Annotated in this window: 23 protein-coding genes and 1 tRNA gene; 9 read left to right on the top strand and 15 right to left on the bottom strand. The window is 64.6% G+C overall.

Annotated features, from left to right (window positions below):
• The coding region (locus tag AAGA11_18705) for a von Willebrand factor type A domain-containing protein (protein ID MEM9604901.1) at positions 1–1,173 on the bottom strand (1,173 nt) is incomplete at its 3' end.
• Between the two features lie 273 nt (positions 1,174–1,446).
• Between AAGA11_18705 and AAGA11_18700 the strand changes: the two genes are divergently transcribed.
• The gene (locus AAGA11_18700; protein MEM9604900.1) at positions 1,447–1,914 is read left to right on the top strand and encodes a hypothetical protein; all 468 of its coding nucleotides are present in this window, start codon (positions 1,447–1,449) and stop codon (positions 1,912–1,914) included.
• 132 nt (positions 1,915–2,046) lie between these two features.
• Here AAGA11_18700 and AAGA11_18695 read toward each other — a convergent pair whose 3' ends face one another.
• The 7 genes from AAGA11_18695 to AAGA11_18665 form a co-directional block, all read right to left on the bottom strand.
• Positions 2,047–3,702 (bottom strand): Na/Pi cotransporter family protein, encoded by a 1,656-nt coding sequence (locus tag AAGA11_18695; GenBank protein MEM9604899.1) that lies wholly within the window; start codon positions 3,700–3,702, stop codon positions 2,047–2,049.
• Between the two features lie 39 nt (positions 3,703–3,741).
• Positions 3,742–4,542, bottom strand: a complete 801-nt coding sequence (locus tag AAGA11_18690) for a phosphodiesterase (protein MEM9604898.1) — start codon at positions 4,540–4,542, stop codon at positions 3,742–3,744.
• Positions 4,539–5,348: a carbohydrate ABC transporter permease gene (locus AAGA11_18685; protein ID MEM9604897.1), complete on the bottom strand. Its 810-nt coding sequence runs from the start codon at positions 5,346–5,348 to the stop codon at positions 4,539–4,541. Before AAGA11_18685 ends, AAGA11_18690 begins: the two co-directional genes overlap by 4 nt.
• Positions 5,345–6,238: a sugar ABC transporter permease gene (locus tag AAGA11_18680; protein ID MEM9604896.1), complete on the bottom strand. Its 894-nt coding sequence runs from the start codon at positions 6,236–6,238 to the stop codon at positions 5,345–5,347. Before AAGA11_18680 ends, AAGA11_18685 begins: the two co-directional genes overlap by 4 nt.
• A gap of 54 nt (positions 6,239–6,292) precedes the next feature.
• Positions 6,293–7,498 carry an ABC transporter substrate-binding protein gene (locus AAGA11_18675; protein ID MEM9604895.1) on the bottom strand — a complete coding sequence of 402 codons (1,206 nt, stop codon included), beginning with the start codon at positions 7,496–7,498 and terminating at the stop codon, positions 6,293–6,295.
• Between the two features lie 94 nt (positions 7,499–7,592).
• Positions 7,593–8,606 carry an ABC transporter ATP-binding protein gene (locus AAGA11_18670; GenBank protein ID MEM9604894.1) on the bottom strand — a complete coding sequence of 338 codons (1,014 nt, stop codon included), beginning with the start codon at positions 8,604–8,606 and terminating at the stop codon, positions 7,593–7,595.
• A gap of 1 nt (position 8,607) precedes the next feature.
• Positions 8,608–9,381, bottom strand: coding sequence for a DeoR/GlpR family DNA-binding transcription regulator (locus tag AAGA11_18665; protein ID MEM9604893.1), 774 nt, complete (start codon positions 9,379–9,381; stop codon positions 8,608–8,610).
• A 220-nt stretch (positions 9,382–9,601) separates the two neighbouring features.
• On the opposite strand from AAGA11_18665, the gene AAGA11_18660 reads away from it, so the two are divergent.
• On the top strand, positions 9,602–10,486 hold the full coding sequence (locus AAGA11_18660) for an HAD family hydrolase (protein ID MEM9604892.1): 885 nt from the start codon (positions 9,602–9,604) through the stop codon (positions 10,484–10,486).
• 70 nt (positions 10,487–10,556) lie between these two features.
• Here the strand turns inward: AAGA11_18660 and betB are convergent, their stop codons facing one another.
• Together betB and gcvA are read right to left on the bottom strand one after the other, a co-directional pair.
• Positions 10,557–12,011, bottom strand: coding sequence for a betaine-aldehyde dehydrogenase (gene betB, locus AAGA11_18655; GenBank protein MEM9604891.1), 1,455 nt, complete (start codon positions 12,009–12,011; stop codon positions 10,557–10,559).
• 91 nt (positions 12,012–12,102) lie between these two features.
• Complete coding sequence (gene gcvA / locus AAGA11_18650; protein ID MEM9604890.1) at positions 12,103–13,008, bottom strand: transcriptional regulator GcvA; 906 nt, start codon at positions 13,006–13,008, stop codon at positions 12,103–12,105.
• 115 nt (positions 13,009–13,123) lie between these two features.
• Here gcvA and AAGA11_18645 point away from each other — a divergent pair, with 115 nt between their 5' ends.
• Entirely contained in the window at positions 13,124–13,369 is a 246-nt protein-coding gene (locus AAGA11_18645; GenBank protein ID MEM9604889.1) for a hypothetical protein, read from the top strand.
• 4 nt (positions 13,370–13,373) lie between these two features.
• Here the strand turns inward: AAGA11_18645 and arfB are convergent, their stop codons facing one another.
• Both arfB and AAGA11_18635 read right to left on the bottom strand, forming a co-directional pair.
• Positions 13,374–13,793, bottom strand: a complete 420-nt coding sequence (gene arfB / locus AAGA11_18640) for an alternative ribosome rescue aminoacyl-tRNA hydrolase ArfB (GenBank protein ID MEM9604888.1) — start codon at positions 13,791–13,793, stop codon at positions 13,374–13,376.
• A 10-nt stretch (positions 13,794–13,803) separates the two neighbouring features.
• Positions 13,804–15,021: a multidrug effflux MFS transporter gene (locus tag AAGA11_18635; GenBank protein MEM9604887.1), complete on the bottom strand. Its 1,218-nt coding sequence runs from the start codon at positions 15,019–15,021 to the stop codon at positions 13,804–13,806.
• Between the two features lie 128 nt (positions 15,022–15,149).
• On the opposite strand from AAGA11_18635, the gene AAGA11_18630 reads away from it, so the two are divergent.
• The 5 genes from AAGA11_18630 to AAGA11_18610 are packed head-to-tail and all read left to right on the top strand — an operon-like array spanning position 15,150 to position 19,096.
• Positions 15,150–15,887 carry a GNAT family protein gene (locus AAGA11_18630; GenBank protein ID MEM9604886.1) on the top strand — a complete coding sequence of 246 codons (738 nt, stop codon included), beginning with the start codon at positions 15,150–15,152 and terminating at the stop codon, positions 15,885–15,887.
• Positions 15,884–16,228 (top strand): RidA family protein, encoded by a 345-nt coding sequence (locus AAGA11_18625; GenBank protein ID MEM9604885.1) that lies wholly within the window; start codon positions 15,884–15,886, stop codon positions 16,226–16,228. The genes AAGA11_18630 and AAGA11_18625 overlap by 4 nt, the downstream gene beginning before the upstream one ends.
• On the top strand, positions 16,221–17,381 hold the full coding sequence (locus AAGA11_18620) for an MFS transporter (GenBank protein ID MEM9604884.1): 1,161 nt from the start codon (positions 16,221–16,223) through the stop codon (positions 17,379–17,381). Before AAGA11_18625 ends, AAGA11_18620 begins: the two co-directional genes overlap by 8 nt.
• Before the next feature lie 48 nt (positions 17,382–17,429).
• Positions 17,430–18,659, top strand: a complete 1,230-nt coding sequence (locus tag AAGA11_18615; GenBank protein ID MEM9604883.1) for a reductive dehalogenase domain-containing protein — start codon at positions 17,430–17,432, stop codon at positions 18,657–18,659.
• Positions 18,656–19,096, top strand: coding sequence for an NUDIX domain-containing protein (locus tag AAGA11_18610; GenBank protein ID MEM9604882.1), 441 nt, complete (start codon positions 18,656–18,658; stop codon positions 19,094–19,096). The genes AAGA11_18615 and AAGA11_18610 overlap by 4 nt, the downstream gene beginning before the upstream one ends.
• On the opposite strand, the gene AAGA11_18605 is transcribed toward AAGA11_18610, so the two are convergent.
• The 3 genes from AAGA11_18605 to betA all read right to left on the bottom strand — a co-directional run bounded on the left by AAGA11_18605 (position 19,072) and on the right by betA (position 22,041).
• The gene (locus AAGA11_18605) at positions 19,072–19,785 is read right to left on the bottom strand and encodes a cytochrome c biogenesis CcdA family protein (protein MEM9604881.1); all 714 of its coding nucleotides are present in this window, start codon (positions 19,783–19,785) and stop codon (positions 19,072–19,074) included. The genes AAGA11_18610 and AAGA11_18605 overlap by 25 nt on opposite strands.
• Positions 19,786–19,853: 68 nt before the next feature.
• Positions 19,854–20,252 carry a thioredoxin family protein gene (locus AAGA11_18600; GenBank protein MEM9604880.1) on the bottom strand — a complete coding sequence of 133 codons (399 nt, stop codon included), beginning with the start codon at positions 20,250–20,252 and terminating at the stop codon, positions 19,854–19,856.
• 142 nt (positions 20,253–20,394) lie between these two features.
• Positions 20,395–22,041, bottom strand: coding sequence for a choline dehydrogenase (gene betA / locus AAGA11_18595; protein MEM9604879.1), 1,647 nt, complete (start codon positions 22,039–22,041; stop codon positions 20,395–20,397).
• Between the two features lie 200 nt (positions 22,042–22,241).
• On the opposite strand from betA, the gene AAGA11_18590 reads away from it, so the two are divergent.
• Positions 22,242–22,315 (top strand) — tRNA-Arg (locus tag AAGA11_18590).
• Positions 22,316–22,399 lie beyond the last annotated feature (84 nt).

Here is a 22,399-nt window from a genome sequence, read left to right as displayed (position 1 = left end):
CGTGGCGCCGAGCTCGGTTTCAAGCACCCGACGCGCCTCGCGCATGGAGTCGATGTAGGCGTAGTTGCCGTTGCCGTGGTCTGCGAGTTGCTCCATCAGGTGGTCGTTGTAGTTCCCCTGACCAAAACCCAGCGTGGACAAGGCAATGCCCGTGTCCCGCTTGGCTTCGATCAGGGCCACGAGCGCGTCGTGGTCGGTCTCGCCGACATTGAAGTCGCCGTCGGTGGCCAACATCACGCGGTTGATGCCGCCGTCGATGAACGCGCTCTCGGCCAGGCGATACGCATCGCGCAAGCCGGCCGCGCCGTGTGTGCTGCCACCGGCGCCGAGCGCGGTGATGGTGGCTTCGATCTGCCGCGTGTCATCGCCGGCAGTCGGCTCGAGCACCACCGCCGCGTGACCCGCGTAGGTCACGATCGACACGCGGTCCTCGCCGTCGAGTTGGCGCGTCAGCAACCGCATGGCCGATTGCAGCAACGGCAGTTTGTCGGCGTCGTGCATCGACCCCGAGACGTCGATCAGGAACACGAGGTTGGCCGGTGGCAGCGTTATCTCGGGTACGCGCGCCGCGTCGACGCCGATGCGCAGCAGGTAACGCTCGGGGTGCCAGGGGGTGGTCGCGAGCTCGGTGCTGAGCACGAAGGGTGTGTCGGCGGCTTCGGCCTCGGCGCTGCGGTAGTCGAAGTAGTTGATCAGCTCTTCAGTGCGCACGGCTGCGACCGGCGGCAGTTGCCCGTGGGCGAGGTGGCGACGCACGATTGCGTAGCTGCCTGAATCGACGTCGAGTCCGAAGGTCGACACCGGTTGGCTCGCCGTACGGGTGATCGGATTGGCGACGTTGCCGTGGTAGATGTCGCCGCTCGCCGTCGGTGCGTGCGGCGGCACCGGCCAGTCCGCCTCGACGTTGGCGAGGGCGGCGCGTTTGCTTTGTGGCGTTACGGTCTCGACGAGGGTGCTGGTCAGCACATCGGACTGCGCCGGGGCGACAGCGTGCTCGGCCAGCGTCGGGCGGACGGCCGGCCCCGGATTGGCCTCGGACGCCGCGGTGGGCTGGGGGGCCGTGTTCCGCGTCGCCGGGTGCGGGGTGCAGGCGAGTGTGAAGCACGTCAGCGCCACCGCGCAGGCGGTAGGGGCAAGGCGGAATCGGTTCGGTGAACGGGTCGGTGTGTGCACGGGGAATCTCCAGTGGGTTTGGTGGGGTAAACGCCGTGCAAACGAAAACGGGGTTGGCGCTGGTAAAAAAACTCCGGGCGCAACGCGTTGCAGCCGGGCCGGACACTCGACTGATTGATACGCGTGGCTTGCAAGCGCTTGATCGCAGGCGCATATTCGGGTCGGGCTGTCGCTGAAGCCGGTGTGCCATGGCACACGGGTTCTGGCCTGGCGGTCCGAGACGGCGCGCCCGATCACGGGCGCGGCACAGCCCTCACCGCGCGGGAGACAGCCATGCCGATGTTGATACGCCGTGCGCCACGGCAGCTTTTGGCCGCGGTGCTCTTGGTGGGCTGTGCGCACGCCGCCGACGTGGCGTTGCCGTGCGACGACATTGGCCAGGTCTTCGCGCACCAGGCGCAGCTCGCCTCGGGTGGCGTCGACGGTGCGGTCGATCACACTGCCCTTCAGTCGCGTCCCGACGCTTGCGAAACCGTCGTCAACCCGGCGCAAGCCACCGTACGGTGCGTCTGGCCGTACGCATTCGGGTCACCCGAGGCCTGGTCCACCTACCAGCATTTTGTCAAAGCGGCCCGCGCCTGCGTCGGGCCGTTGTTCAGCGAAAGCGAGAGCAAGCCGGTGAACCACCCCGACGCCTACTACGCGCACCAGTTCCGCTTTCGGGGTGCCGTGCTGGCAGTGACCTTCAAACACAAGTCTGCCCTCCGGCAAACCTTGGTCTCGATCCGCGTCGACGGCTGAGGCGGTCAACTGTCACGTTCTGGGTGTGCGATCCGCGGGATGCGTTGTGGCGGATTGGGTATCAGCGAATTGGCAGTCGCACTGCCAATGGCTGGAAGCTGGCCACATGCCGCGTGATCGGGTTTTCGCCCGTCACGCCAAGCGGCTTTCCAACAGGTGACCCGACTTGTCCACAATGGGGTACGCCACCACGGAGAAGCAGGTGTTGACTTGTTTGAGGGCGCGCAAGGTTTCCTGGTGGATGTTGCTGGTTTCTATGCTTTCGGTGAGTCCCTGCCTCAATCGCCCGAGGTGGTGGCGTTGCAGCTTTTGTTCGACGCGCCGAACCAGTTCTTTGGCTTCCACGAGTTCGCGGGCCTCGGCGGGGTTTTGGTTCATCATCACATTGAGCGCGAGTTGAGCGTTGGCTAGCACACGGTCGGCGAAGTCACTGATCTCCTTTCTGCCGTCCGCCGAGAACTGTACGCCCTGTGCGTGCATTCGCTGCGTTAGAGGCACGATCACACGGTTGATCGTGTCCGATGCGGCTTCGAGGCTGGACGACAAATGAACGAGTTCCATGGAGCGCCGACTGAGCGACTCGTCGAGTTCCTGTTGGCCGATTTTCGCCAGGTAGAGCTTTATGTCGAAGTGAGATTTTTTGATCGCCTTGTCTTGCGCGGCGATGGCTTTTGCCTGGTCGGGGTTGAATGTGTCGTATTGCGGGATCACCGCGATGAGCATGTGCTCGATGTGTTGGCCGACAGCCAGGAGTTCGCGTGCAGTGCAGTCCAGAGCGCGTTGTGGTTTGGAGACGGCGTTCTGGTCGAGGGCGCTGATGGGTTCCAGTCGTGTGACGGACGGTGATCGCGCGGGCGTCAGACGTGCGACAAACGACGTGACCAAGCCGACAAAAGGCAGGGCGGCAACGGCCAGCACGGCGTTGAACGCGAGATGCACGTTGATCGCTTGTTGTGCAGGGTGTGCACCGAGGAACGCGTACCAGTGTGGTTGCGCGGCGAGGATGTAGGCGGCGCCAACGGCCCCACCACCACGGAGCAATAGGTTTGACAACACCATGTGCCTGACATCGAGCGGCGCTGACAGGGTCAGGATATGGGCGATGAACGCACCGCCGAGGTTGGCGCCCAGCACCATTGCGACGCCCGCGTTCAACGGCAGAACAGACTGACCAACCAGGGTCACAAACAAGAGCACGGCGGCCACGCTTGAGTGAACCGCCCAGGCGAACACGGCGCCGATAGCAAACGCGGTGAGCAGGTCATTGCCCAGGTAGCTGACCACGGCGTGCGTGTTGGGGTTGGACAGGATGGGTCCGGTTGCTGCCCGAATCATGTCCAGAGACACAAAAATGAGCGCAAGTCCAATGACGATGCGGCCGGTCGGGCGCCCGACACCTGAACCCCGCAGAAACAGACTGATCCCCAGTAACAACAACACCGGCACCAGCAGCGGTTGGCGCGTGACGAGCAGTTGCGTGACCAGTGCGGAACCGACGTCCGCTCCCAACAACATGGCAAGCCCGACCGCTGCTGTGAGTCTGCCGTGTTTTGCGACAAAGTGGGAGACCAGCACCGCGACTGCGGTGGCACTTTGCAGGCCCAACGCTGCGAGCAGCCCGGAACCGGTGGCCATGAACCGGTTCCGCGCAGACTGGCGTATCCAACTTCGCAAGGGGTTGGAGAACCCGCGTTCGACGCCCGTGCGTACCAGACGTACGCTCCAGATCAGCAATGCCGCTGCGCCTGCGATGTGGATCAGAAAGACGATGAAAGGGTGTTCTGCCACGTGGTCTATCGGGTGAATTCGATACAGGGTCGGATGAAGTCAGTTGAACGGGTGCGGCCCAGTCCCCGGCTGGGGTCCGATCCGAACACTGGTGAAGCTGCCGTCCCAGCGGTGCAACACGCCGCCATCGTCACGGTCGAAATAGCCGACCGGTGCCTCGGGGCGGGTATCGAGTTCGAAATTGCTGCAGGTTGAAGGCGCTGAGAAGGCGAGGTGGCCGCCGACATCGGAGACGAACAGGCTGTGGACGTGTCCGCACAGAATCCGGACGTCACCTTGTGCGTGTGCCATCACATCTCGGAATGCCGCGCGGTTTCTGAGACAGATCGCGTCCATGAATGCGATGCCGGTACGAAAAGGGGGATGGTGAAGCGCGATCAACGTGGGACGCTTGCGTGCCGCACGCAGTTGGCTTTCCAGGTAGGCGAGTGATTCTTCGCTCAAGCGGCCAAAGCCCTGACCTTCGACCAGCGTATCGAGCCCGACCACAGTCAGCTCGCCAATGTGGCAACGCCAGTTCAGGTGGCCCGTGGTGGGCAGGTAGCCGTCGACCACAAACGCGTCGCGCATCGGTTCGCGCGCGTCGTGGTTGCCCGGAATGACGTACACCGGAACACCGAGCGGAGACATCAGCTCGCGAAACTGCGCGTAGCTTTCTGGACTGCCGTCGTCGCTGATGTCACCGGTTACGAGTATGGCGTCAAGTGTGCCCCACTGCGTGTGTGCGCGCTGGATCCGCTTCACCATCCGCTCGAGCGGCTGGTGTGTGTTCAGGCGACCGGACACCAGCGCCCCTGTGCGTGCGAGGTGGGTGTCCGACAGGTGCAGAACGGTGGTCATTTGATGCCGGCTCTGAGGAAGGCTTGAACAAACTGACGCTGAAAGACCAGAAACGCGATCAGAAGCGGCGCCACCGACATCATCGTCGCGGCTGAGATGACACTGATGTCCACGCCGTTCTCCGGCGCACCGAAAATGGACAAACCGACGGTCAGGGGCCGAGTGTCAGGCGAGTTGGTGACAATCAGTGGCCAGAGAAAGTTGTTCCAGTGCGTCGACACGGAGACCAATGCGTACGCGAGATAGGTGGGTTTTGCGAGCGGGACGTAGACCCGCCACAGGATGCCAAGCAAGGTGCACCCCTCGATGCGCGCCGCTTCGTGCAATTCGATGGGCACCGATTTGAACGATTGACGCATCAGGAATATGCCAAAGGCACTTGCCATGTAGGGCATTCCGACGCCGAAGAGTGTGTCGAACAAACCAAGCCGCGAAACCATCGCGTAGTTCTCAACGATCAACACTTCCGGGAGGATAAACAACTGCATCAAGACCAGGATGAACACCAGATCCTTTCCTGGGAACTGCAGTTTGGCGAAGGCGAATCCGGCCAAGGTTGTGAAAAAGAACTGCCCTATCAGCACGATCGTGACGAGCAGAAAGGTGTTCAGGAAGTAACGGAGCCAAGGTGCACCCGCCCAGGCCGTGCGAAAGTTGTCGAGCGTCCACGCGGACAACAGATCAAAATTCACCGCGTCCGACGTCGTGTGAAAAGCAGCCCAGAAAGCGAAGAGAAGCGGCGATACCCACACAATCGCGAGCACGATGGCGCCCAGGCTATCCAGTGCGTGGCTCAACTTGCTCACTGGTAGTGTGTCCGCTTGTCGAGGTAGAAGAATTGCACAGCGGCGACGATGCACAACACAGTCAGGACCAGAATCGTCAGTGCTGCAGCGTGGGGCGCGTCGAAGAATGCAAACGCCATTTCCCAGATGTAGTAGAGGATCAACTTGGAGGCGTCCGAAGGCCCCCCCTTGGTCAGAATGAACAGGTGGTCGATCAGTTTGACCGAGTTGATCATCGCGTTGACCATGATGAAGAGTGTTGTCGGCATCAGCAGCGGCAACACGATGCGTCGGGTGTAGGTCCAACGGCTGGCGCCTTCGATATCCGCAGCTTCTTTCAGGTCGGCGGGTATGGTCTGCAGGGCAGCGAGATAGAAGATCATGAAGAATCCCGCTTCTTTCCAGATCGTGACGATCACGACCGCCCAGAGCGCGGTGTCGGGTTGGCCCAGCCAATTCACCGACGGCAGGCCGAACAGCGAGCCAATCTTGTCCAGCACGCCAAGACCCGGCGTGTAGAAAAACAACCACAGGTTGGCCGCTGCGATCATCGGCAACACGGTGGGCGTGAAGTAGGCGGTGCGAACAAAACTGCGGGCAGAGATGTTTGCGTTGGCCCAGAGGGCCATGGCGAGGGCGATACCGATCGATACCGGAATCGTGACCGCGGCATAGAACAGGTTGTTCTGGACCACCACCCAGAAGGTCGGGTCCGCGAACAGATCGGCGTAGTTCTCAAGGCCGATGAATTCGCTTGGCCTCCGGCGCGTGCCCCGTGAGAAGAGACTGGACCACAGCGTGGCAATGGATGGGTAAAACGCAAACACCGACAACATCACTGCCGCAGGTGCGAGCAAGAGCCAGCCGTAAATGGCGTTGCTGCGATGTTCGGGTGTCGTGTTTTTTTGCATCGGGTTAGCCTGGTGGTGTTGACCGGCTCCCGTGTGGAGCCGGTCACAACGCGTCTAGCGGTAGGCTTTCAACAAACGATTTGCAGCAGATTGGGCCTCACCCAAGGCGTCTTCAGCGCTCTTGGAACCGGTCAGTGCCGATTGAATGGCATTGTTCAAACCGTCACGAACCCGCGCCGTTTCGAAGGTCGAAAACTCCGCGACCGCGTTTTCCAACTGGTTTCGAGCGACCAACGCAGGCGGGAAATCCGCGGTGTAGGATTTCAGGGCGTCGGTCTCGTAAGCCGCGGGAGAGACGCCCATGTAGCCGGTGGCAATCGACCAGGCAGCAGCTTGCTCGGGAGAGGTCATGAACTGGATCAACTTCAGCGCGGCGGCACGCTCTTCGTCTGAAGTGTCTTTGAACACGTAGAAATTACCGCCACCGGTCGGTGACCCCTTTCGCACGTTGGCTGGCAACTCGGCAACACCAAAATCAAAACTGGCGTTGTTCTTCACCGCAGTGAGGTTGCCTGTCGAGTGCCACATCATTGCGGTCTGGCCTTCGAGGAAGGCCTGGCGCAGCGTGCCCCACTCGACTGTACCCTCGGGCATGATGCCGTGCTCGGCCGAGAGTGATTTCCAGAAATTCAATGTATCGACGACGGTGTTGTCGTCGAAGAACGTGGTCAGCCCGTCATTCGACATCACTTCCTTACCGTTTTGGATGGCGAGGGCCTGGAACATCCAGTACGGGTAGCCGGTCGAGGGAATCATCAAACCGTAGGTGTCGTCGTTGGTCAGCGCTTTGCCCATGCTGATCAGCTCGTCCCAGGTTGTCGGCGGGGCATCCGGATCCAGTCCCGCCGCACGAAACTGGTCCTTGTTGTAGTAGGCGACGATGGTTGAGCGTTGAAATGGGATACCCCAGGTCTTGCCTTCGATCTTGCCGTTTGCCATCAGTGCGGGGTAGAAACTCTCCAACCAGCCCGCGTCTGACACCATGTCGTCAAACGGCAGGATCAGGTCCTGCTCGATCAGATCGTAGGCGTCGATGGAGAACATCACGGCAAGTTGCGCTGGCTCGCCCGAATTGAGCGCGGACAATGCGCGTACACGCGTGTCGTCGTAGTTCCCCGAATACACGGCATTGACGCTGATGTCAGGGTTGGCCGACTCAAATTCGGACACGATGCTGTCAACCACCTCGGTCAAGGCGCCGCCCACCGCGATGGGGTAGTACATGGTCAACTCGGTCTGGGCCGCAGCCGGCAGTGCCATCCCAGTGGCGAGTACGGCCGCGAGGCCGAGGTGTCTCAGGTGTTTCACAATGCAGTCCTCCTTTGGACGTGGTGCTGGTGGGAGCGCGCTGCGCTCACAGTCTCTCGCCTGCACCGTCAAAGGTGTGCAGGTCTCGGTCTTCGAAATGGATGTCGACGTCTTCGCCAGCCGACATCAAGGAGAGCCCGGGTTGCAATAGGCACAAGCCGTTTGCACCAGGGTGCTCGAGGCTGATCAAGGTCTCTGCGCCAAGAAACTCCGACTCCATGACGCGGCAAGACAACCGACCGTGGCCCTTTGGAACCTGGGAGACGTGTTCTGCGCGCAAACCGAGCGTGAGCCCTTTTTCGAAACCCGACACTTTGCCTGAATCGATAAGTGCCATCGGTGGCGCGCCGACAAAGCTCGCCACAAAGGTGTTGGTCGGTTTGCTGTACAACTCGCTTGGCGTACCGATTTGTTGGATGCGGCCGTCGCGCATCAGAACAACCTTGTCCGCCATGCTCATGGCTTCGGTTTGGTCGTGGGTGACGTAGACCACCGTGATACCCAGTTCGCGCTGTAGCTTCTTGATGTCCTTTCGAACCGAGTGACGCAGTTTCGCATCGAGGTTCGACAGCGGTTCGTCCATCAGGCACAGCTTCTGACCTGCGACGATTGCGCGAGCGAGAGCAACGCGCTGACGTTGCCCGCCAGAGAGTTCACCGGGCTTGCGGTTCTCCAAGCCCTCGAGACCCGTGATTCGAAGGGCGCGCGCGAGTTTTTCACGGCGATCATCACGTGGCACGCGTCGGACCTTGAGCCCGAACACGACGTTCTCCGCGACCGAGAGGTGCGGGAACAAGGCGTAGGATTGAAACACCATGGACAGGTTGCGGTCGGACGCCGCACTGTGGGTGACATCCCGTCCGTCGATGGTGATGTGTCCGCTGTCGGGCGACTCCAACCCTGCGAGGAGGCGGAGCGATGTCGACTTTCCGCAACCTGACGGCCCGAGCAGTGCGACGAACGCGCCCTGTTCGATTGTCAGGGAAATGTCCTCGACACCGAGCTGTCCGTTCCACCGTTTGGCGATACCGTCAAGGACGACAAAGGGTGACTCTGACATGTTAATCCCGCTCGGCCAGCACAAGCCGGCCATCGAGCTGATCGAGAAGGGCAGCGTAGGCGGCACCGGGGTGACGATCGAGAATCACGTGGTCGATGTCGAGCAATGACTCACCGATTGCGGGTGCTGTTCGACCGAACTTCGTGTTGTCCAACACCAGCATGGATGCGCGAGAGTTCTCTCGAATGCGCTGTCTTGTCTGTAGCTCCGCGACATGAAACTCCATGAGCGCACCGTCCTCGGCGACACCGGCCGTGCCGAAAATGCTGATATCCGCGCGGTATCGGCTGAAGAGCTTCAAGACATCGTCGCCGAGGATGTCTCGATCGGGCAGGCGCAGCTCGCCGCCGGGCAAGATGATGCGGTTGGACACCTCCTCGCTCAGTGCCATCGCCGCGCTGAGGTTGTTGGTGATGACGGTGAGGTTGGTGTGACGGTGCAGGGCACGCGCGACCTCAAGCGGCGTCGAACCGATCGAAATGAACACGGTGGCACCGTTGGGGACCAACTCCGCAGCCGCTTGGCCGATATCGCGCTTGCCCATGACATTGGTGCCCGCTCGCTGGTCAAACGGCGTGTTGAGGCGTTCGGCATCCAGCTCCACGCGACCGTGCTTGCGCCTCAGGGTGTCCCCTTCGCACAACTTGTCGATGTCGCGCCGGATGGTTTGCGTTGACACGTCCAGGATCTCCGCCAGGGCGCCGACCGAGATGGCACCGCGATCCCGCACGATCTCGGCGATGCGTTCACGGCGCTGACGCTTCTTGTTGCTCATCCGAACCTCGCTGTCTGGCCTGTTGAGATTACGCGTCTTACAGCAAAAAAACAACAAAACCACATAAAAAAGTCCTTTTGGTTTAGGAAATGTACAAATAATGCTTAGATTGCTGCTAAAAATGTCGTATTGGCGTTTCTATGGGCTTGAAACGGCGCTAGACTGTCGCGACGAATCGCTTTGAGCCGGGCATCGGAACCGATATCGCGCAATCCACGTCATGCTGAACACTCCCCTGATTTTCGATCGTTACCAACAAGTCCGGGAACGGGCGCCGCGCGCAACAACAGGCATGGCGATTCGCGATGTCGGTTCGCTGCTGGATCTCGTCCACGACATCGACGCGTTTGTGTTTGATGCCTTTGGCGTTCTGAACGTGGGCAACACGCTGATCGAGGGTGCCAGTGCACGTCTGCGTGAGTTGCGCGCGCTCGGTTGCCGGATTCGCATTCTCACCAACGCGGCGAGCTACGACCACGCTGCGGCCGTCGCCAAATTTCAACGCTTCGGCCTGTTGGTTGCGGAGGACGAGATCGTGACCAGCCGGCAGGCGGCTATCACGCACCTGGATTCGCGTGCGTGGGGGGTGATCGCCGCGCCGGATGACCAGCTGTCAGACCTGAGGTGCCGCGTGACCCGTCTGGAGGACGATCCCGCTGCCTACGACGCTGTCGACGGTGTGTTGTTCCTGTCGTCATCGGGTTGGACTGATGCGCGTCAGCGGGTGCTGTGCCAGTCGCTCTTGGACGCACCGCGGCCGGTACTGGTGGCCAACCCTGATTTGGTTGCACCACGCGACGATGGATTCTCGCTCGAGCCGGGCCACTATGCGCACCTGTTGATTGACAAGGGTGTCGAGTCCGTCCGGTTCTTTGGCAAGCCGTATCCCGAGGTGTACCAGTTGATCGAGGCGTCTCTGCCCGGTGTGCCAGCGGCCCGTATCGCCATGTGTGGCGACACACTCCACACTGACATCGTTGGCGCTGCGGCCCGCCATTGGCGCACCGTGCTCGTGACGCAGGACGGCTTGTTTGCTGGCTACGAGACCCGGTTCTTTTGTGAGGAAGCGGGCCTCTTCCCCGACTGGAGAGTCGCTCGAATCTGATCGCTTGCTGGCGTTGCCCTCCGGCGTGTGCGTGCGTAGAGGCCGGGTTGTCAGTGCAACGCCCTTGACCTCAGAACGGCGCCTCGACGTCGCCCATGCGCACGTAGACCGATTTCATCTGGCTGTAGTGCGCCACCGCGTTCTTCGAGTTCTCCCGGCCCACGCCTGAGAGCTTCGACCCGCCGAAAGGCGCCTCGACCGGCGCGTCGTTGTAGGAGTTGATGAAACAACTGCCGGCGTCGAGCTCCGCGATCACGCGGTGTGCGCGCGAGATGTCCCGCGTGAACACACCGGCGGACAAGCCGAATTCGGTGGCGTTGGCGCGCGCGATGACGTCGTCTTCGTCGTCGAAGTCGAGCACCGACATGACCGGGCCAAAGATCTCCTCGCGCGCGATGGTCATGTCGTCGGTGACATCCGCAAACAGGGTTGGCTCGATGTAGAAGCCCGGTCGGCCAAGACGTTGACCGCCGTACACCAGTCGCGCGCCTTCGGCCCGGCCCTTATCGATGTAACCGAGCACGATGTTCATCTGGCGTTCCGACACCATCGGGCCGAAGTTGACGCGTTCGTCCTGCGGGTCGCCGAGCTCGGCGGTGGCGAGGCGTTCGGCCATGCGCGCGAGAAAGCGCTCCTTGATGCCGGATTGGACGAACACGCGGGTGCCGTTCGAGCACACTTGGCCGCTCGAGTAGAAGTTCGCCAACACGGCGCCACCGACGGCGTTGTCGAGGTCGGCGTCGTCGAAGATGATCAGCGGTGACTTGCCACCGAGTTCCATCGTCACGTGCTTGATGCCTTCGGCGGCCGCGGCGTAGACCTTGCGCCCGGTCGGCACGCTGCCGGTCAGCGAGACCTTGTCTACGCGCGGGTCGGTGACGAGCTGCGCGCCGACATCCCCGAGTCCCTGGATGACGTTGTACAAGCCCGGCGGCAGGCCCGCCTCGACCAGGATCTCGGCGACCTTGAGTGCGCAGATCGGCGTCGTCTCCGACGGCTTGAACACCATACTGTTGCCGCAGGCGAGCGCCGGCGCGCCTTTCCAACACGCGATTTGCGTGGGGTAGTTCCAGGCGCCGATGCCGACGCAGAGCCCGAGCGCCTCGCGGCGCGTGTAAACCCAGTCGTCACCGAGCTGAACGTGCTCGCCGGTGAGGCTGCCGGCGAGGCCGCCGAAGTACTCTAGCGCGTCTGCGCCGCTGGTCGCGTCGACGTAGAGTGTTTCCGACAACGGCTTGCCGGTGTCGTAGGTCTCCAGCACCGAGAGTTCACGGTTGCGTTCCCGCAGGATGTCCGCGGCGCGGCGCAACACCCGGCCGCGTTCAGTGCCCGGGGTTTTCGCCCAGGCCCGCTGCGCGGCCTTGGCACTCGCCAGCGCGCGCTCGACGATGGCTGGCGTGGCGGCGTGGACGCGCCCGATGGTCTCTCCGCTCGCGGCGTAGACGATGTCGATCGGTGCGCCGCCGGTGTCCTCGACGTACGCGCCGTCGATGAAATGGCTGGCCGTGGGCTGAGCGGGGTGCATGGGCGGGTCTCTGCTGTCGGTGTGGGCGGTGTATAGCACGCTGCGGCTCGGCAGTGTGAGCCGGGCGGGCGACTGCGTCGCTTGCTGACCCTCAGGCTTCGCCAAAGCGTTCCTTCAACCACGCGATAAACGACTGCACCAACGGCTCGTCCACGCGCGCGTCGGGGCAGGCCGCGTAGAACGCCCATCCGGTCGGGATGCGCGTGTCGAAGGGGCAGACCAGCCGACCGGCCGCGATGTCCATGCGCGCGAGTACCGTGCGACCGAGCACCACACCACCGCCGGCTGCGGCGGCGTCCAACGTGTGGTCGGCGACGTTGAAAGCGATGCGGTTGCGTGGTTTCTTGCGCACGCCCACCGCCCGCAACCACGCCTCCCAGACGGGCAGGCGCAACTCGTCGCCGAGGTGGGTCTGGTCGTCGATCAGCGTGTGCTTGATCAGATCCGCCGGGGATTCGAGCGGATGTTCGGCCAGCCAGTGCGGGCTGCACATCGGTGTCAGGAAGTCGTCCGCGAGGTGCACGGTGGTGCAGCCGGGGTAGTGGCCCTTGCCGAAGCGGATGGCGACGTCGATGTCACTGCGTGGCAGGTCCACCAGCGTGAGGCTTGAGGAAATTCGGACGTCCGTGCCCGGCGCCCGCTCGAGGAAATCCAGCAGGTTCGGCGACAACCACTTGGCTGTGAAAGACGGGCCGCTCGCGACGGTGAGGGTGTGGGCGTCTCGCCGCTGTTGCAGTTGCAGTACGGCGCGGTCGATCAGCGCGAAGCCATCAGCGAGCTCGGGGTAGAGGCTGGCGCCCGCCGCCGTGAGGCTCACGGCGCGGTTGTGGCGTTTGAAGAGCTTGCGGCCGAGTTGACTCTCCAGTTGGCGCACCTGGTGGCTCAGCGCCGCCGGAGTCACATGCAGTTCTGCGGCGGCAGCCTGAAAACTCAGGTGCCTGGCGGCGGCCTCGAAGGCTCGCAGGGCGTTGAGAGACGGGCGTCGGGTGGTGCTCATAGATGAGAAAAACTTGTTTGAATTGGTCGATATTCGCGTTTGTTTTGCAAGCGCAGGGCCACTAGATTGCACCTCAACGGCCGACAAAGCCAATGAATCTCTGAGGAAACGAGCCATGAGCATGCAACGTGATGACTTCAGCGGACTGCCTGATATGACATCCGGCACAATAATTACTCATGTGAACAAGGCGCGTGCACTGCGCAGCCGGACGCTCTGGAACTGGTTGCGGCGTGCGCCGCGCCAGCGCCACGTGCCAGCCGCCGAGGTGATCCCATTCGAGGCACAGCCGACACCCGTGCGCACGCCCGCCGCCGCGGGCCACCGCACGGGCCCCGATTGCATTCGCTACGCGGGCTAGGGGCTCAGTCGTCCGTGCGCCGGCGGCTTGCCTTGAGCTTGCTGCGTACGGATTTGGCCTTGAGCCGGCGTTCCTGGCTGGCTTTGGTCGGGCGGGTCTTTCGCCGCACTTTTGGCCGTTCGAGCGCCGCGCGCACCAGCTCTGCGAGGCGCTCGCGCGCGGCTTCGCGGTTGCGCAACTGGCTGCGGTGGTTGTCGGCCACGAGCACGACCTCGCCGTGTTGCGTCCAACGGTGACCGGCCAGGCGCTTGAGTTGCTGCTTGGCCCAGGCTGGCAAGTGCGGTGAGCTCGCCGCCGCGAATCGCAGCTCGACCGCTGTTGACACTTTGTTGACGTGCTGGCCGCCAGGCCCGCCGGCCCGTTGAAAGCGTTCGACCAGTTCCCAGTCGGCAAGTGTCACAGTGTCTGTGATGTGGAGCGGCATGCCAGAGTGTTCAGTCGCCCGGTTCGAATTCGCGTTCCACCGCGAGGGTGTAACGCATCGCGAAAAACGCAGCGGCGCCGGTGGCGAGCATCAACCAGAACAGCGGTGCCGGCCCGGTCTCTGGCCCGAGCAACACGCCGGCCAGCATCGACAGCGCCGCACCGCCGCCGATTTGCAGGCTACCGCCGAGCCCGGCTGCCGAGCCCGCGAGCTTCGGGCGCACGCTGATCATGCCGGCGCTGGCGCTCGGCAGGGTCATGCCGTTGCCGACGCCCAGCAGGATCAGCGGCACGAAGTAGGCCGCGGGGTGGTGCACGCCGAGGTAGTGGAAGGCGAGCGACAGCGCGGGGCCGGCCAGCATGGTGGCGTTGCCGTAGCGCAGCATCGGGCCGACACCGAGCGAGCGGGCGAACCGCCCGGTGATGTAGTTGCCTGCCATGTAACCGAAGGCCGTGATACCGAAATACAAGCCGTAAACAGACGGTTTGAGTCCGAGGTGGGTCTCGGCCACGTAGGGCGCGCCGCCGAGGAAGGCGAAGAAGCCGCCCGAGGCGAAGGCCATTGTGCCGCAGTAGCCCCAGAATCGCCGGCTGCGCACCAGCTCCGGGTAACCTCGAAATTGCGCCCCGATGCTGTCGCTGCGGTGCCGGTTGGTCTCGCCAGCGTCGAAAAAGCAGAACACCACGGCGAGCGCGGCGGTGGCGACCATCAGCCAGAAGCTCGCCTGCCAACCGTAGGCTTCTTCGAGGAAACCGCCGATGGCCGGTGCGAGCATCGGGACCACCGCCATGCCCATGGTCACGTAGCCGATGACACTCGCGGCCTCGGCCTGGCCGTAGAGGTCGCGGATGGCGGCGCGGCTGACCACCAGACCGACGATGCCGCAGCCCTGCACCACACGGCCGAAAAGAAACCACTCGATGGTCGGGGCTGCGAGGCACACGAAGCTGCCGACCAGCATCAGCACGAAACCCGCTATCAGCGCCGGCCGGCGACCGTAGCGGTCGCTCAAGGGGCCGAACACCAACTGCAGGGCGCCGGTGGCAGCGAGGTAGAGCGACACTGCAAGTCCGGCAACCGCGTACTCGGCGTCGAAATGCCGCGCGATGCCGGGCAGGGACGGCAGGAACACGTTCATGCCGATCGCGCCGACCCCGGCCAACACCACGAGGGTGGCGACGTGCGGCGGCGTGCTGCGATCGAAGAATCGGGTGGTGTGCGATGCCATGGTCAGCTGTGTGCGCCGCGTGCCCGAGCTTGGGCTGCATGGCGGTAGAAACGAATGAGTCGGGGCAGGGGGCAAACGGGGTGCTAAGCTGCCCCGGGTAGCGCGGCCACCCACGGAGCATACGCCAAATGGCGGACCACCACAGCAATGCACTCGGGCAACCGATCGGTGCACCGCTCGGCGACTGGCAGCCGCCAGCGTGGCCCGCGCACGAGGCGCTGTGCGGCGCCTGGGCGCAGCTCGAACCGCTCAGTGCGGATCGGCACGCGGCCGCGCTCTTCGCCGCTTACGCCGAGGATGTCGATGGCCGCAACTGGACCTACTTGCCGTACGGACCCTTCAGTGATGTCGACGCGTTCTCGGCCTGGGTGCGCGCGAACACGCGCGCGCCAGACCCGCAGTTCTACGCCGTGCGCGAGCGGCGCACCGAGCGGGTGCTGGGTGTCGCAAGCTTCCTGCGGATCGCACCGGAGGCCGGCACGATCGAGGTCGGCCACATCCACTTCGCACCCGCCGCGCAGCGCACGCCCGTCTCGACCGACGCGATGTACCTGATGATGGCGCACGTCTTCGCCGCGGGCTTCCGACGCTACGAGTGGAAGTGCGACGCACTCAACCAGGCGTCGTGCGCCGCCGCGGCGCGGCTCGGCTTCCGCTTCGAGGGCACATGGCGGCAGGCCACCCACTACAAGAGCCGCAACCGCGACACCGCGTGGTTTGCCGTCGTGGACCGGGACTGGCCGGCGCTCGACGCCGCCTACCGGCGGTGGCTGCACCCGGACAACTTCGATGCCGAAGGCCGACAGCGACAGGCGCTGTCCGCGCTGACGGCCATTTCACCCCCTGAAGCGGAGACGACACCGTGATCGAGCGATTTGACACCAACCAGCGCATGAGCCAGCTCGTGCGCCACAACGGCACCCTCTACCTGGCTGGCCAAGTCAGCGAAGGCGACTCGGTGGCCGCGCAAACCCAGGGCTGCCTCGACAAGGTCGATGCGTTGCTCGCCAAGGGCGGCTCGAGCCGCGACAAGATTTTACAAGCCGTGATCTGGCTCGACAGCATGGAAGACTTCGCCGAGATGAACGGCGTCTGGGACGCCTGGGTGCCTGAGGGTGCGGCACCGGCACGGGCTTGCGGTGAGTCCCGCCTCGCACGCTCGGACCTGAAAGTCGAGGTCACGGTGATCGCCGCCTGCGATGACTGAATCCGCTGCGGCGCCGAGTTGGTCCAAGGCCGACGGCCGGGCGCTCACCGCCGTCGCAATCCACTTCGTGATCAACGGCGCGGTGCTCGCCTCGTGGCTGCCGCGCCTGCCGGAAATCCGCGACGCGCTGGGCGTGAGCCTGGCGACGGTCGGGCAAGCGATCATGCTGGCGGGCGTGGGCGGCTTGCTCGCGAGCGCCACCGCGCACCGGGTGATTGCCCGCTTCGGGACCCGACGCGTGATGGTGGTCGGGACGGCCGGTTTGCTGGTCTGCCTGCCGCTGGTCGCCCTTGCCCAGAGCGTCTGGGTGCTGGTGCTCGTGCTCGCAAGTCTCGCGGCGATCGACGTCTGCATCGACATCGCGATGAACATGCAGGGGTCGGCGCTGAGCGCGCGCCGCGCGACGCCGGTGATGAACCGCCTGCACGGCATGTGGAGTGTCGGCACAGTGGTCGCGGGGGCGGGTGCCGCGATGCTCGCGGCGGCCGCTGTGCCGTTGCTCTGGCACCTCATCGCGGTGTCGCTGTTGATGGTTTGTGCGCTGAGTTTCACCGCGCGGCACGTGTTGGCGGTCGACGCGCCGCCGCCTGCGCCCGACACGTCGCAGGTTGGCGGCACGGGTGGGCGCTCGTTGTGGGTGTTCGGCCTGCTCGGCGCGGTCGCCATCGTCCCGGAGATGACCGCAACCGATTGGGCGGCGTTTCGCTTGCACGACGACCTCGGCGTTGCGCTCGGGCCGGCCAGCATCGGGTTTGTCGCCTTCACCAGCGGCATGGTCGCCGCCCGCTTGCTCGGCGACTTTGTGCTGGTGCGCGCGGGCCCGGCCCGCACCCTCAACGGCGCCTGTGTACTGGCGCTGGTCGGCTGCCTGCTCGCGGCCCTCGTGCCCGACCCGGTGTGGTCGTGCCTGGGTTTTGGCCTCTCGGGCATCGGCGTGTCGGTGTTGTTTCCGGCCATCTACGACGCCGCGGCGCGGCGGCCCGGTCAACCCGGTGCCGCGCTCGGCGCCATGACCGCCGGCACCCGCCTCGGTGCCGTGGTCACGCCGTTCGCGGTCGGCAGCCTCGCGGAAGCCGGCGGCCACGTGGGCGTCGCCATGGTCGCGGCGGTGGCACCGGCCCTCGCGGCGGTGTGGTGGTGCTCCCGACCCTGAACGGCCGAGTTCGCCGCTGCGGGCGGCCGGGTTTGTTAGGCTGTCGCCATGTGGCCCGACAATGAACCCAGCTTGCTCAGCCAGGCGGAACTCGACACGCTGCACGCGCGCTTTGCCGAGAGTGACAGCGCTGCCGGGTTCGAACTGACGCCGGCGTTCGAGCCCTTCTCACAGCGCAACGACATCTTCACCCGCGCGTTCTGGGACGACACGGTCAAGAACGCGAAGACCGATGCGTTCTTCGCGAGCTACCGGTCGCAGTTCAGTGCACGCAGGGGCGACGGCTTCAGCCAGCGCGATTTCGCGCTGCGCAACGCAAGCTGGTCGGTGTCGGATGCGTTTTCCGAACGCCACGCTGCCGCGGGCGAACGCGACGGGTTTCAAGCACCGCTGTCCGTGGCGACCGCCGTGTCGGAGCACGCGGTGCCGTTGCGCGAGCCTGCTGTCGAAAGCGCCGAGATCAAACGGGTGGCTCGGCTGTTCGGCGCCGACCTCGTCGGCATCACCGAGGTCGATCTGCGCTGGCACTACGCGGCCCGGGTCGACACCCGCGACCTGTCGCCCGCCGACAACGCGCTGCCCGAGGGCCTAACCCACGTGATCGTGATGGGCCACGCGATGGACCGTGCCCTGGTCGACACCTACCCGTCGGCGCTGGCCGGGGCCTCGACTGGCCTCGAGTACTCCCGCGAAGCTGCGATCGTGACGCAACTGGTCAGCTACCTCCGCGGGCTCGGCTACGACGCCGTCGGCTCAATGAACGACACGGCGCTGGTGGTGCCCTACGCGATCAAGGCCGGTCTCGGGGAGTACGGGCGCAACCAGATGGTGCTGACGCCGGCGTACGGCCCGCGGGTGCGGTTTTCCAAGGTGTTCACCAGCCTCACGCTCGCCCCGGATGCACCGCGCGTGCAGGGTATTCATGCCTACTGTGAGCAGTGCGATGTGTGCGCACGGGCTTGCCCGCCGAAGGCCCTGCCGGACGGTCCACCGTCGGAAGTCAGGGTCAACGTGTCCACACTCACGGGCGTTCGCAAGTGGAGCGCGAACGCCGAAAAGTGCTTCGGCTACTGGGCGAGCCTCAAATCCGACTGCGCGATCTGCATGCGCGTCTGCCCCTTCAACCGTGGTCAGGGGCTGGCCGACCGGCTCTGGTTCCGCCTCGCCACCGGGCGGTGGCGTCGGCTCGCACGCTGGTGGGCTGAGCGGCGTGGTACCCGTGCGCGCCTCAAACCCGTACAGTGGTGGCGCAACCTGAGCGAGGAACGACGCGCGTGAGTGTCACGGTGGAACGCAACGGGCGCACGCTGTGGCCCTGTGTGTCTTTCCTGCTGGTGCAGGACAACCGGATCCTGCTCGAGACCCGGCGGCTCGACAAGGCCAGTGATCCCGGGCTTGTCGCGGTGCCTGGCGGGCACATGGAACCCGGGGAAGACGAGGGTGCGACGCTGGCGCGCGAACTCGAGGAAGAGCTCGGCGTGCGGGCGCTGGCGTCGCACTACGTGTGTTCCTTGTTGCACCCGACGACGACTGAATTGCAGTGGATTCACTACCACGCCGTGACGGCGTGGAGCGGTGAAATTCAGGCCCTGGAAGCGGCGCGGGTCGATTTCCACCCGCTGGACGGGCCGTTGCCGATCGACGTGGCGGCCGACCGTGTCGCGGTGGCCGAGTGGCTGCGGTTGCGCGATCAGATCAGGACGGACGCGTCCTGAAGCCAGATCGGCATGCGGTCAAGCAACCAGTCCTCGGCGACCCGTTGCCAGTGGAACCAGAGTGCCACACCGACGAACAGCAACACCCCGCCCATGACCGGCTTGGCGTAGGGCATCAGGCGCTGCAGGCGCGCGCGGCGGGCCATGATCAGCTCGCGTGAGCCGTAGCTCAGCGCCAGCAGCACCACTGCCACACCGATGCCAAAGGCCAACATCGTGGCCGCGGCCTGGCCGAGGTGCTCGCCGCTCGCCGCGAGGCCGATCGCGCCGCCGAGGGTCGGGCCGACGCAGGGGCTCCACACCGCACCGAGCAACAACCCGATGCTGAACTGCCCGGCGACGCCGTCGCCCCCCTGGCGGTTGAGCTGGCGGTCGGCCACGCCCGCCAACGGCGCGCTGGCGCTCGCGAAGGCGGCCTGTAGCGGCGGTAGCAACAGCACCGCGCCGAAGACGATCATGACCCCCGCGGCGACCCGGTTCACCGTGTCGATGTCGAGTCCGACGAGGTGGCCGAAGGCAGTGACCCCGGTGCCGATCACGACGAAGGACACCACCAGGCCTGCTGCGAGCGCGAGTGGGCCGCTGCGCCCCTGCTGCAGGCTGCTGGCGATGATGATCGGCAGGAGGGGCAGCACGCAGGGGTTGATCAGCGTCAACATGCCGGCCAGGAGGGCCCAGAACAGGGTCATGGTTGCAGTCTCTTGTCAGGGCCCGGCCTCGCCGCGTGGGCGAAGCGGCTTGGCGCGGCGGAGCCGGCTCAGAGCATCGCGTCGAAGAGTGCCGCGATTTCCTTCTGGCCGGTGCCGGCGACGATGCGTCCGACTTCCTCGCCACCCTTGAACGCGATCAGCGTCGAGCGCCGGCGCACCTTGAAGCGCTTGGCGATCGAGGTGCCGCTGTAGCGGTCCCAGTCGGCGAACATGACCGTGACCGCCTGGTAGGACGGGTTATCGGCGCGCAACTGGCCGATCACGCGTTCCTGACGGCGGCAGGTGCTGCACCAGCTCGCTTTGAAATCGAGCAACACCGGCTCGCCCGCGGCGAGCTTCGCGTCGAAGGCAGCCTCGTTGAAATCCACGGCCGCGCGGGCCGGGGCGGTGAGCAACCCGACCCCGCTAGCAGCGAGACCGGCGATAAAGTGGCGACGAGTCAACATGGAGTGAATCCTTCGGGTTACCGCATCTGAAGTGTGTACACCCGGTAGACGGCACCGCAAGCAAAAATATCCCGTGTACGGGGTAGCCCGTAGCCGCCAACGCAGCGTCAACGGCCCGTCGGGCGCTGCGCCTGCCGTGGGGTCATGGCTGCGGTGTGTGGCGGTGCCAGGGTACCTCGATGGGCTCGAGCGGCGAGTTGCCGAGGATGAGGTCAGCGGCCTTCTCCGCGATCATGATGGTCGGCGCGTTGAGGTTGCCGTTGGTGATTGTCGGCATCACGCTCGCGTCGACCACGCGCAGGTTGTCCACGCCGTGCACCTTGAGGTCGCCGTCGACCACCGCGCCGTCGTGGCTGCCCATCGCGCAGGTGCAACTCGGGTGGTAGGCGCTCTCGCCGTGGTTGCGCACGAACTCGAGGATCTCGTCGTCGCTTTGCACCTCGGCGCCCGGTTGCAGCTCCTCGTCGCGCAGCGCGTCGAAGGCTGGCTGCGCGAAGATCTCCCGCGTTTTGCGGATCGCTTCGACCCACTCGCGCTTGTCCTTGTCGGTGGACAGGTAGTTGAACAGAATCTCGGGCTTCTCGAACGGGTCGGCACTGCGGATGTGCACGTGGCCGCGCGCGTCGGAGTTCATTGGTCCGACGTGCAGCTGGTAGCCGTGCGTGTCCTTTGGCGCCGTGCCATCGTATTTGATCGCAATCGGCAGGAAGTGGTACTGCAGGTTCGGGTAGGTGACCTCGTCGTTGCTGCGGATGAAGCCGCCGGCCTCGAACTGGTTGCTCGCGCCGATGCCGGTCTTGAACAGGTACCACTTGAGGCCGATCACCGCCTGGTTGTACCACTTGAGCGACGAGTACAGCGAAATCGGTTGGCGACACGCCTGCTGCACGTAGACCTCGAGGTGGTCCTGCAGGTTTTCACCGACACCGGGCAAGGCGTGCTGCACGGCGATGCCGTGTTGCTCGAGCAAGCCCGGTTGCCCGATGCCAGAGAGCTCCAGCACCTGCGGCGAGTTGATCGCACCGCCGGAAAGGATCACCTCGCCGGCGTTGACCCGGCGCGTGTTGCCGCGCTGGCGGAACTCGACGCCGGTCGCGCGGCGACCCTCGAGCAGCACGCGTGTCACATGCGCGTGGGTTTCGATCGTGAGGTTCGGCCGGCTTCGGGCCGGGTCGAGGTGGCCGCGCGAGGTGTTGCAACGCTGGCCGTTGCGCACCGTCATGTCGAAGTGGCCAATGCCCTCCTGCTGGTAGCCGTTGACGTCGTCGGTGAACGGGTGGCCCGCCTGTTGACCGGCTTCGAAGAACGCCCGGAACAGCGGGTTCTCGCAGGCAGCGGTTGTCGTGGTCAGCGGGCCGCTGTCGCCACGGTAGTCGTCGCCGCCCTTGACGCGCGTCTCGGCCTTCTTGAAGTAGGGCAGGCAGTGCGCGTAACTCCAGTGCGCGAGTGCCTGGTCCTCGGACCAGCGCTCGAAGTCCATCGGGTTGCCTCGGATGTAGATCATGCCGTTGATGCTGCTCGACCCGCCGAGCACCTTGCCGCGCGGGTGGTAGATCCGACGGCCGTTCATGTGCGGCTCGGGCTCCGACTCGTACCACCAGTTGTAGGTCTTGCCCTGCAGCGGGAAGGCGAGCGCTGCCGGCATGTGCAGGCGGAAATCCCAGCGGTGGTCCGGACGCCCGGCCTCGAGCAGCAACACCCGCACATCCGGGTTGGCGGACAGGCGGTTGGCCAGCACCGACCCGGCGCTACCGGCACCGACGATGATGAAGTCGTAGTCTGCTTGCATGTCGATCACACTCACTGGGGCAGGGCGCTTGGCTGCGGCCCGATCGCGGTGATGGTGCCACAGCCCCGACCGCGCAACCGCACCCCGCGCGACGCCGTCGGTTCCCTGTGGACAGCGACCCTCATGGCCCAATCGGCACGCCGCCCAGCAATCCCAACTTGTGCATGCAACCAGACCGCTGCTAATATTCTCGGCTTGACGCGCCCGTAGCTCAGCTGGATAGAGTACCTGGCTACGAACCAGGAGGTCGGGAGTTCGAATCTCTCCGGGTGCGGCAAAATAAAAAAGCCCAGCATAGCGGGGCCATTTTATTTTTGCATATTAGAACTCGAACGCCCGACAGTTGAATAGTTGAGTT

This window comes from Pseudomonadota bacterium (assembly GCA_039196715.1).
Taxonomy (GTDB): Bacteria; Pseudomonadota; Gammaproteobacteria; order CALCKW01; family CALCKW01; genus CALCKW01.
This window is presented reverse-complemented; position numbering and strand designations above follow the sequence as displayed.

Coding starts and splice junctions, on each gene's coding strand:
- arfB (MEM9604888.1), bottom strand. CDS start 13,793: ATGCCGCTCCACATCACAGACACTGTGACACTTGCCGACTGGGAACTG.
- gcvA (MEM9604890.1), bottom strand. CDS start 13,008: ATGAGCACCACCCGACGCCCGTCTCTCAACGCCCTGCGAGCCTTCGAG.
- AAGA11_18615 (MEM9604883.1), top strand. CDS start 17,430: ATGTGGCCCGACAATGAACCCAGCTTGCTCAGCCAGGCGGAACTCGAC.
- AAGA11_18665 (MEM9604893.1), bottom strand. CDS start 9,381: ATGAGCAACAAGAAGCGTCAGCGCCGTGAACGCATCGCCGAGATCGTG.
- betA (MEM9604879.1), bottom strand. CDS start 22,041: ATGCAAGCAGACTACGACTTCATCATCGTCGGTGCCGGTAGCGCCGGG.
- AAGA11_18660 (MEM9604892.1), top strand. CDS start 9,602: ATGCTGAACACTCCCCTGATTTTCGATCGTTACCAACAAGTCCGGGAA.
- AAGA11_18605 (MEM9604881.1), bottom strand. CDS start 19,785: ATGACCCTGTTCTGGGCCCTCCTGGCCGGCATGTTGACGCTGATCAAC.
- AAGA11_18680 (MEM9604896.1), bottom strand. CDS start 6,238: ATGCAAAAAAACACGACACCCGAACATCGCAGCAACGCCATTTACGGC.
- AAGA11_18700 (MEM9604900.1), top strand. CDS start 1,447: ATGCCGATGTTGATACGCCGTGCGCCACGGCAGCTTTTGGCCGCGGTG.
- AAGA11_18670 (MEM9604894.1), bottom strand. CDS start 8,606: ATGTCAGAGTCACCCTTTGTCGTCCTTGACGGTATCGCCAAACGGTGG.
- AAGA11_18690 (MEM9604898.1), bottom strand. CDS start 4,542: ATGACCACCGTTCTGCACCTGTCGGACACCCACCTCGCACGCACAGGG.
- AAGA11_18600 (MEM9604880.1), bottom strand. CDS start 20,252: ATGTTGACTCGTCGCCACTTTATCGCCGGTCTCGCTGCTAGCGGGGTC.
- AAGA11_18635 (MEM9604887.1), bottom strand. CDS start 15,021: ATGGCATCGCACACCACCCGATTCTTCGATCGCAGCACGCCGCCGCAC.
- AAGA11_18620 (MEM9604884.1), top strand. CDS start 16,221: ATGACTGAATCCGCTGCGGCGCCGAGTTGGTCCAAGGCCGACGGCCGG.
- betB (MEM9604891.1), bottom strand. CDS start 12,011: ATGCACCCCGCTCAGCCCACGGCCAGCCATTTCATCGACGGCGCGTAC.
- AAGA11_18630 (MEM9604886.1), top strand. CDS start 15,150: ATGGCGGACCACCACAGCAATGCACTCGGGCAACCGATCGGTGCACCG.
- AAGA11_18645 (MEM9604889.1), top strand. CDS start 13,124: ATGAGCATGCAACGTGATGACTTCAGCGGACTGCCTGATATGACATCC.
- AAGA11_18675 (MEM9604895.1), bottom strand. CDS start 7,498: ATGGCACTGCCGGCTGCGGCCCAGACCGAGTTGACCATGTACTACCCC.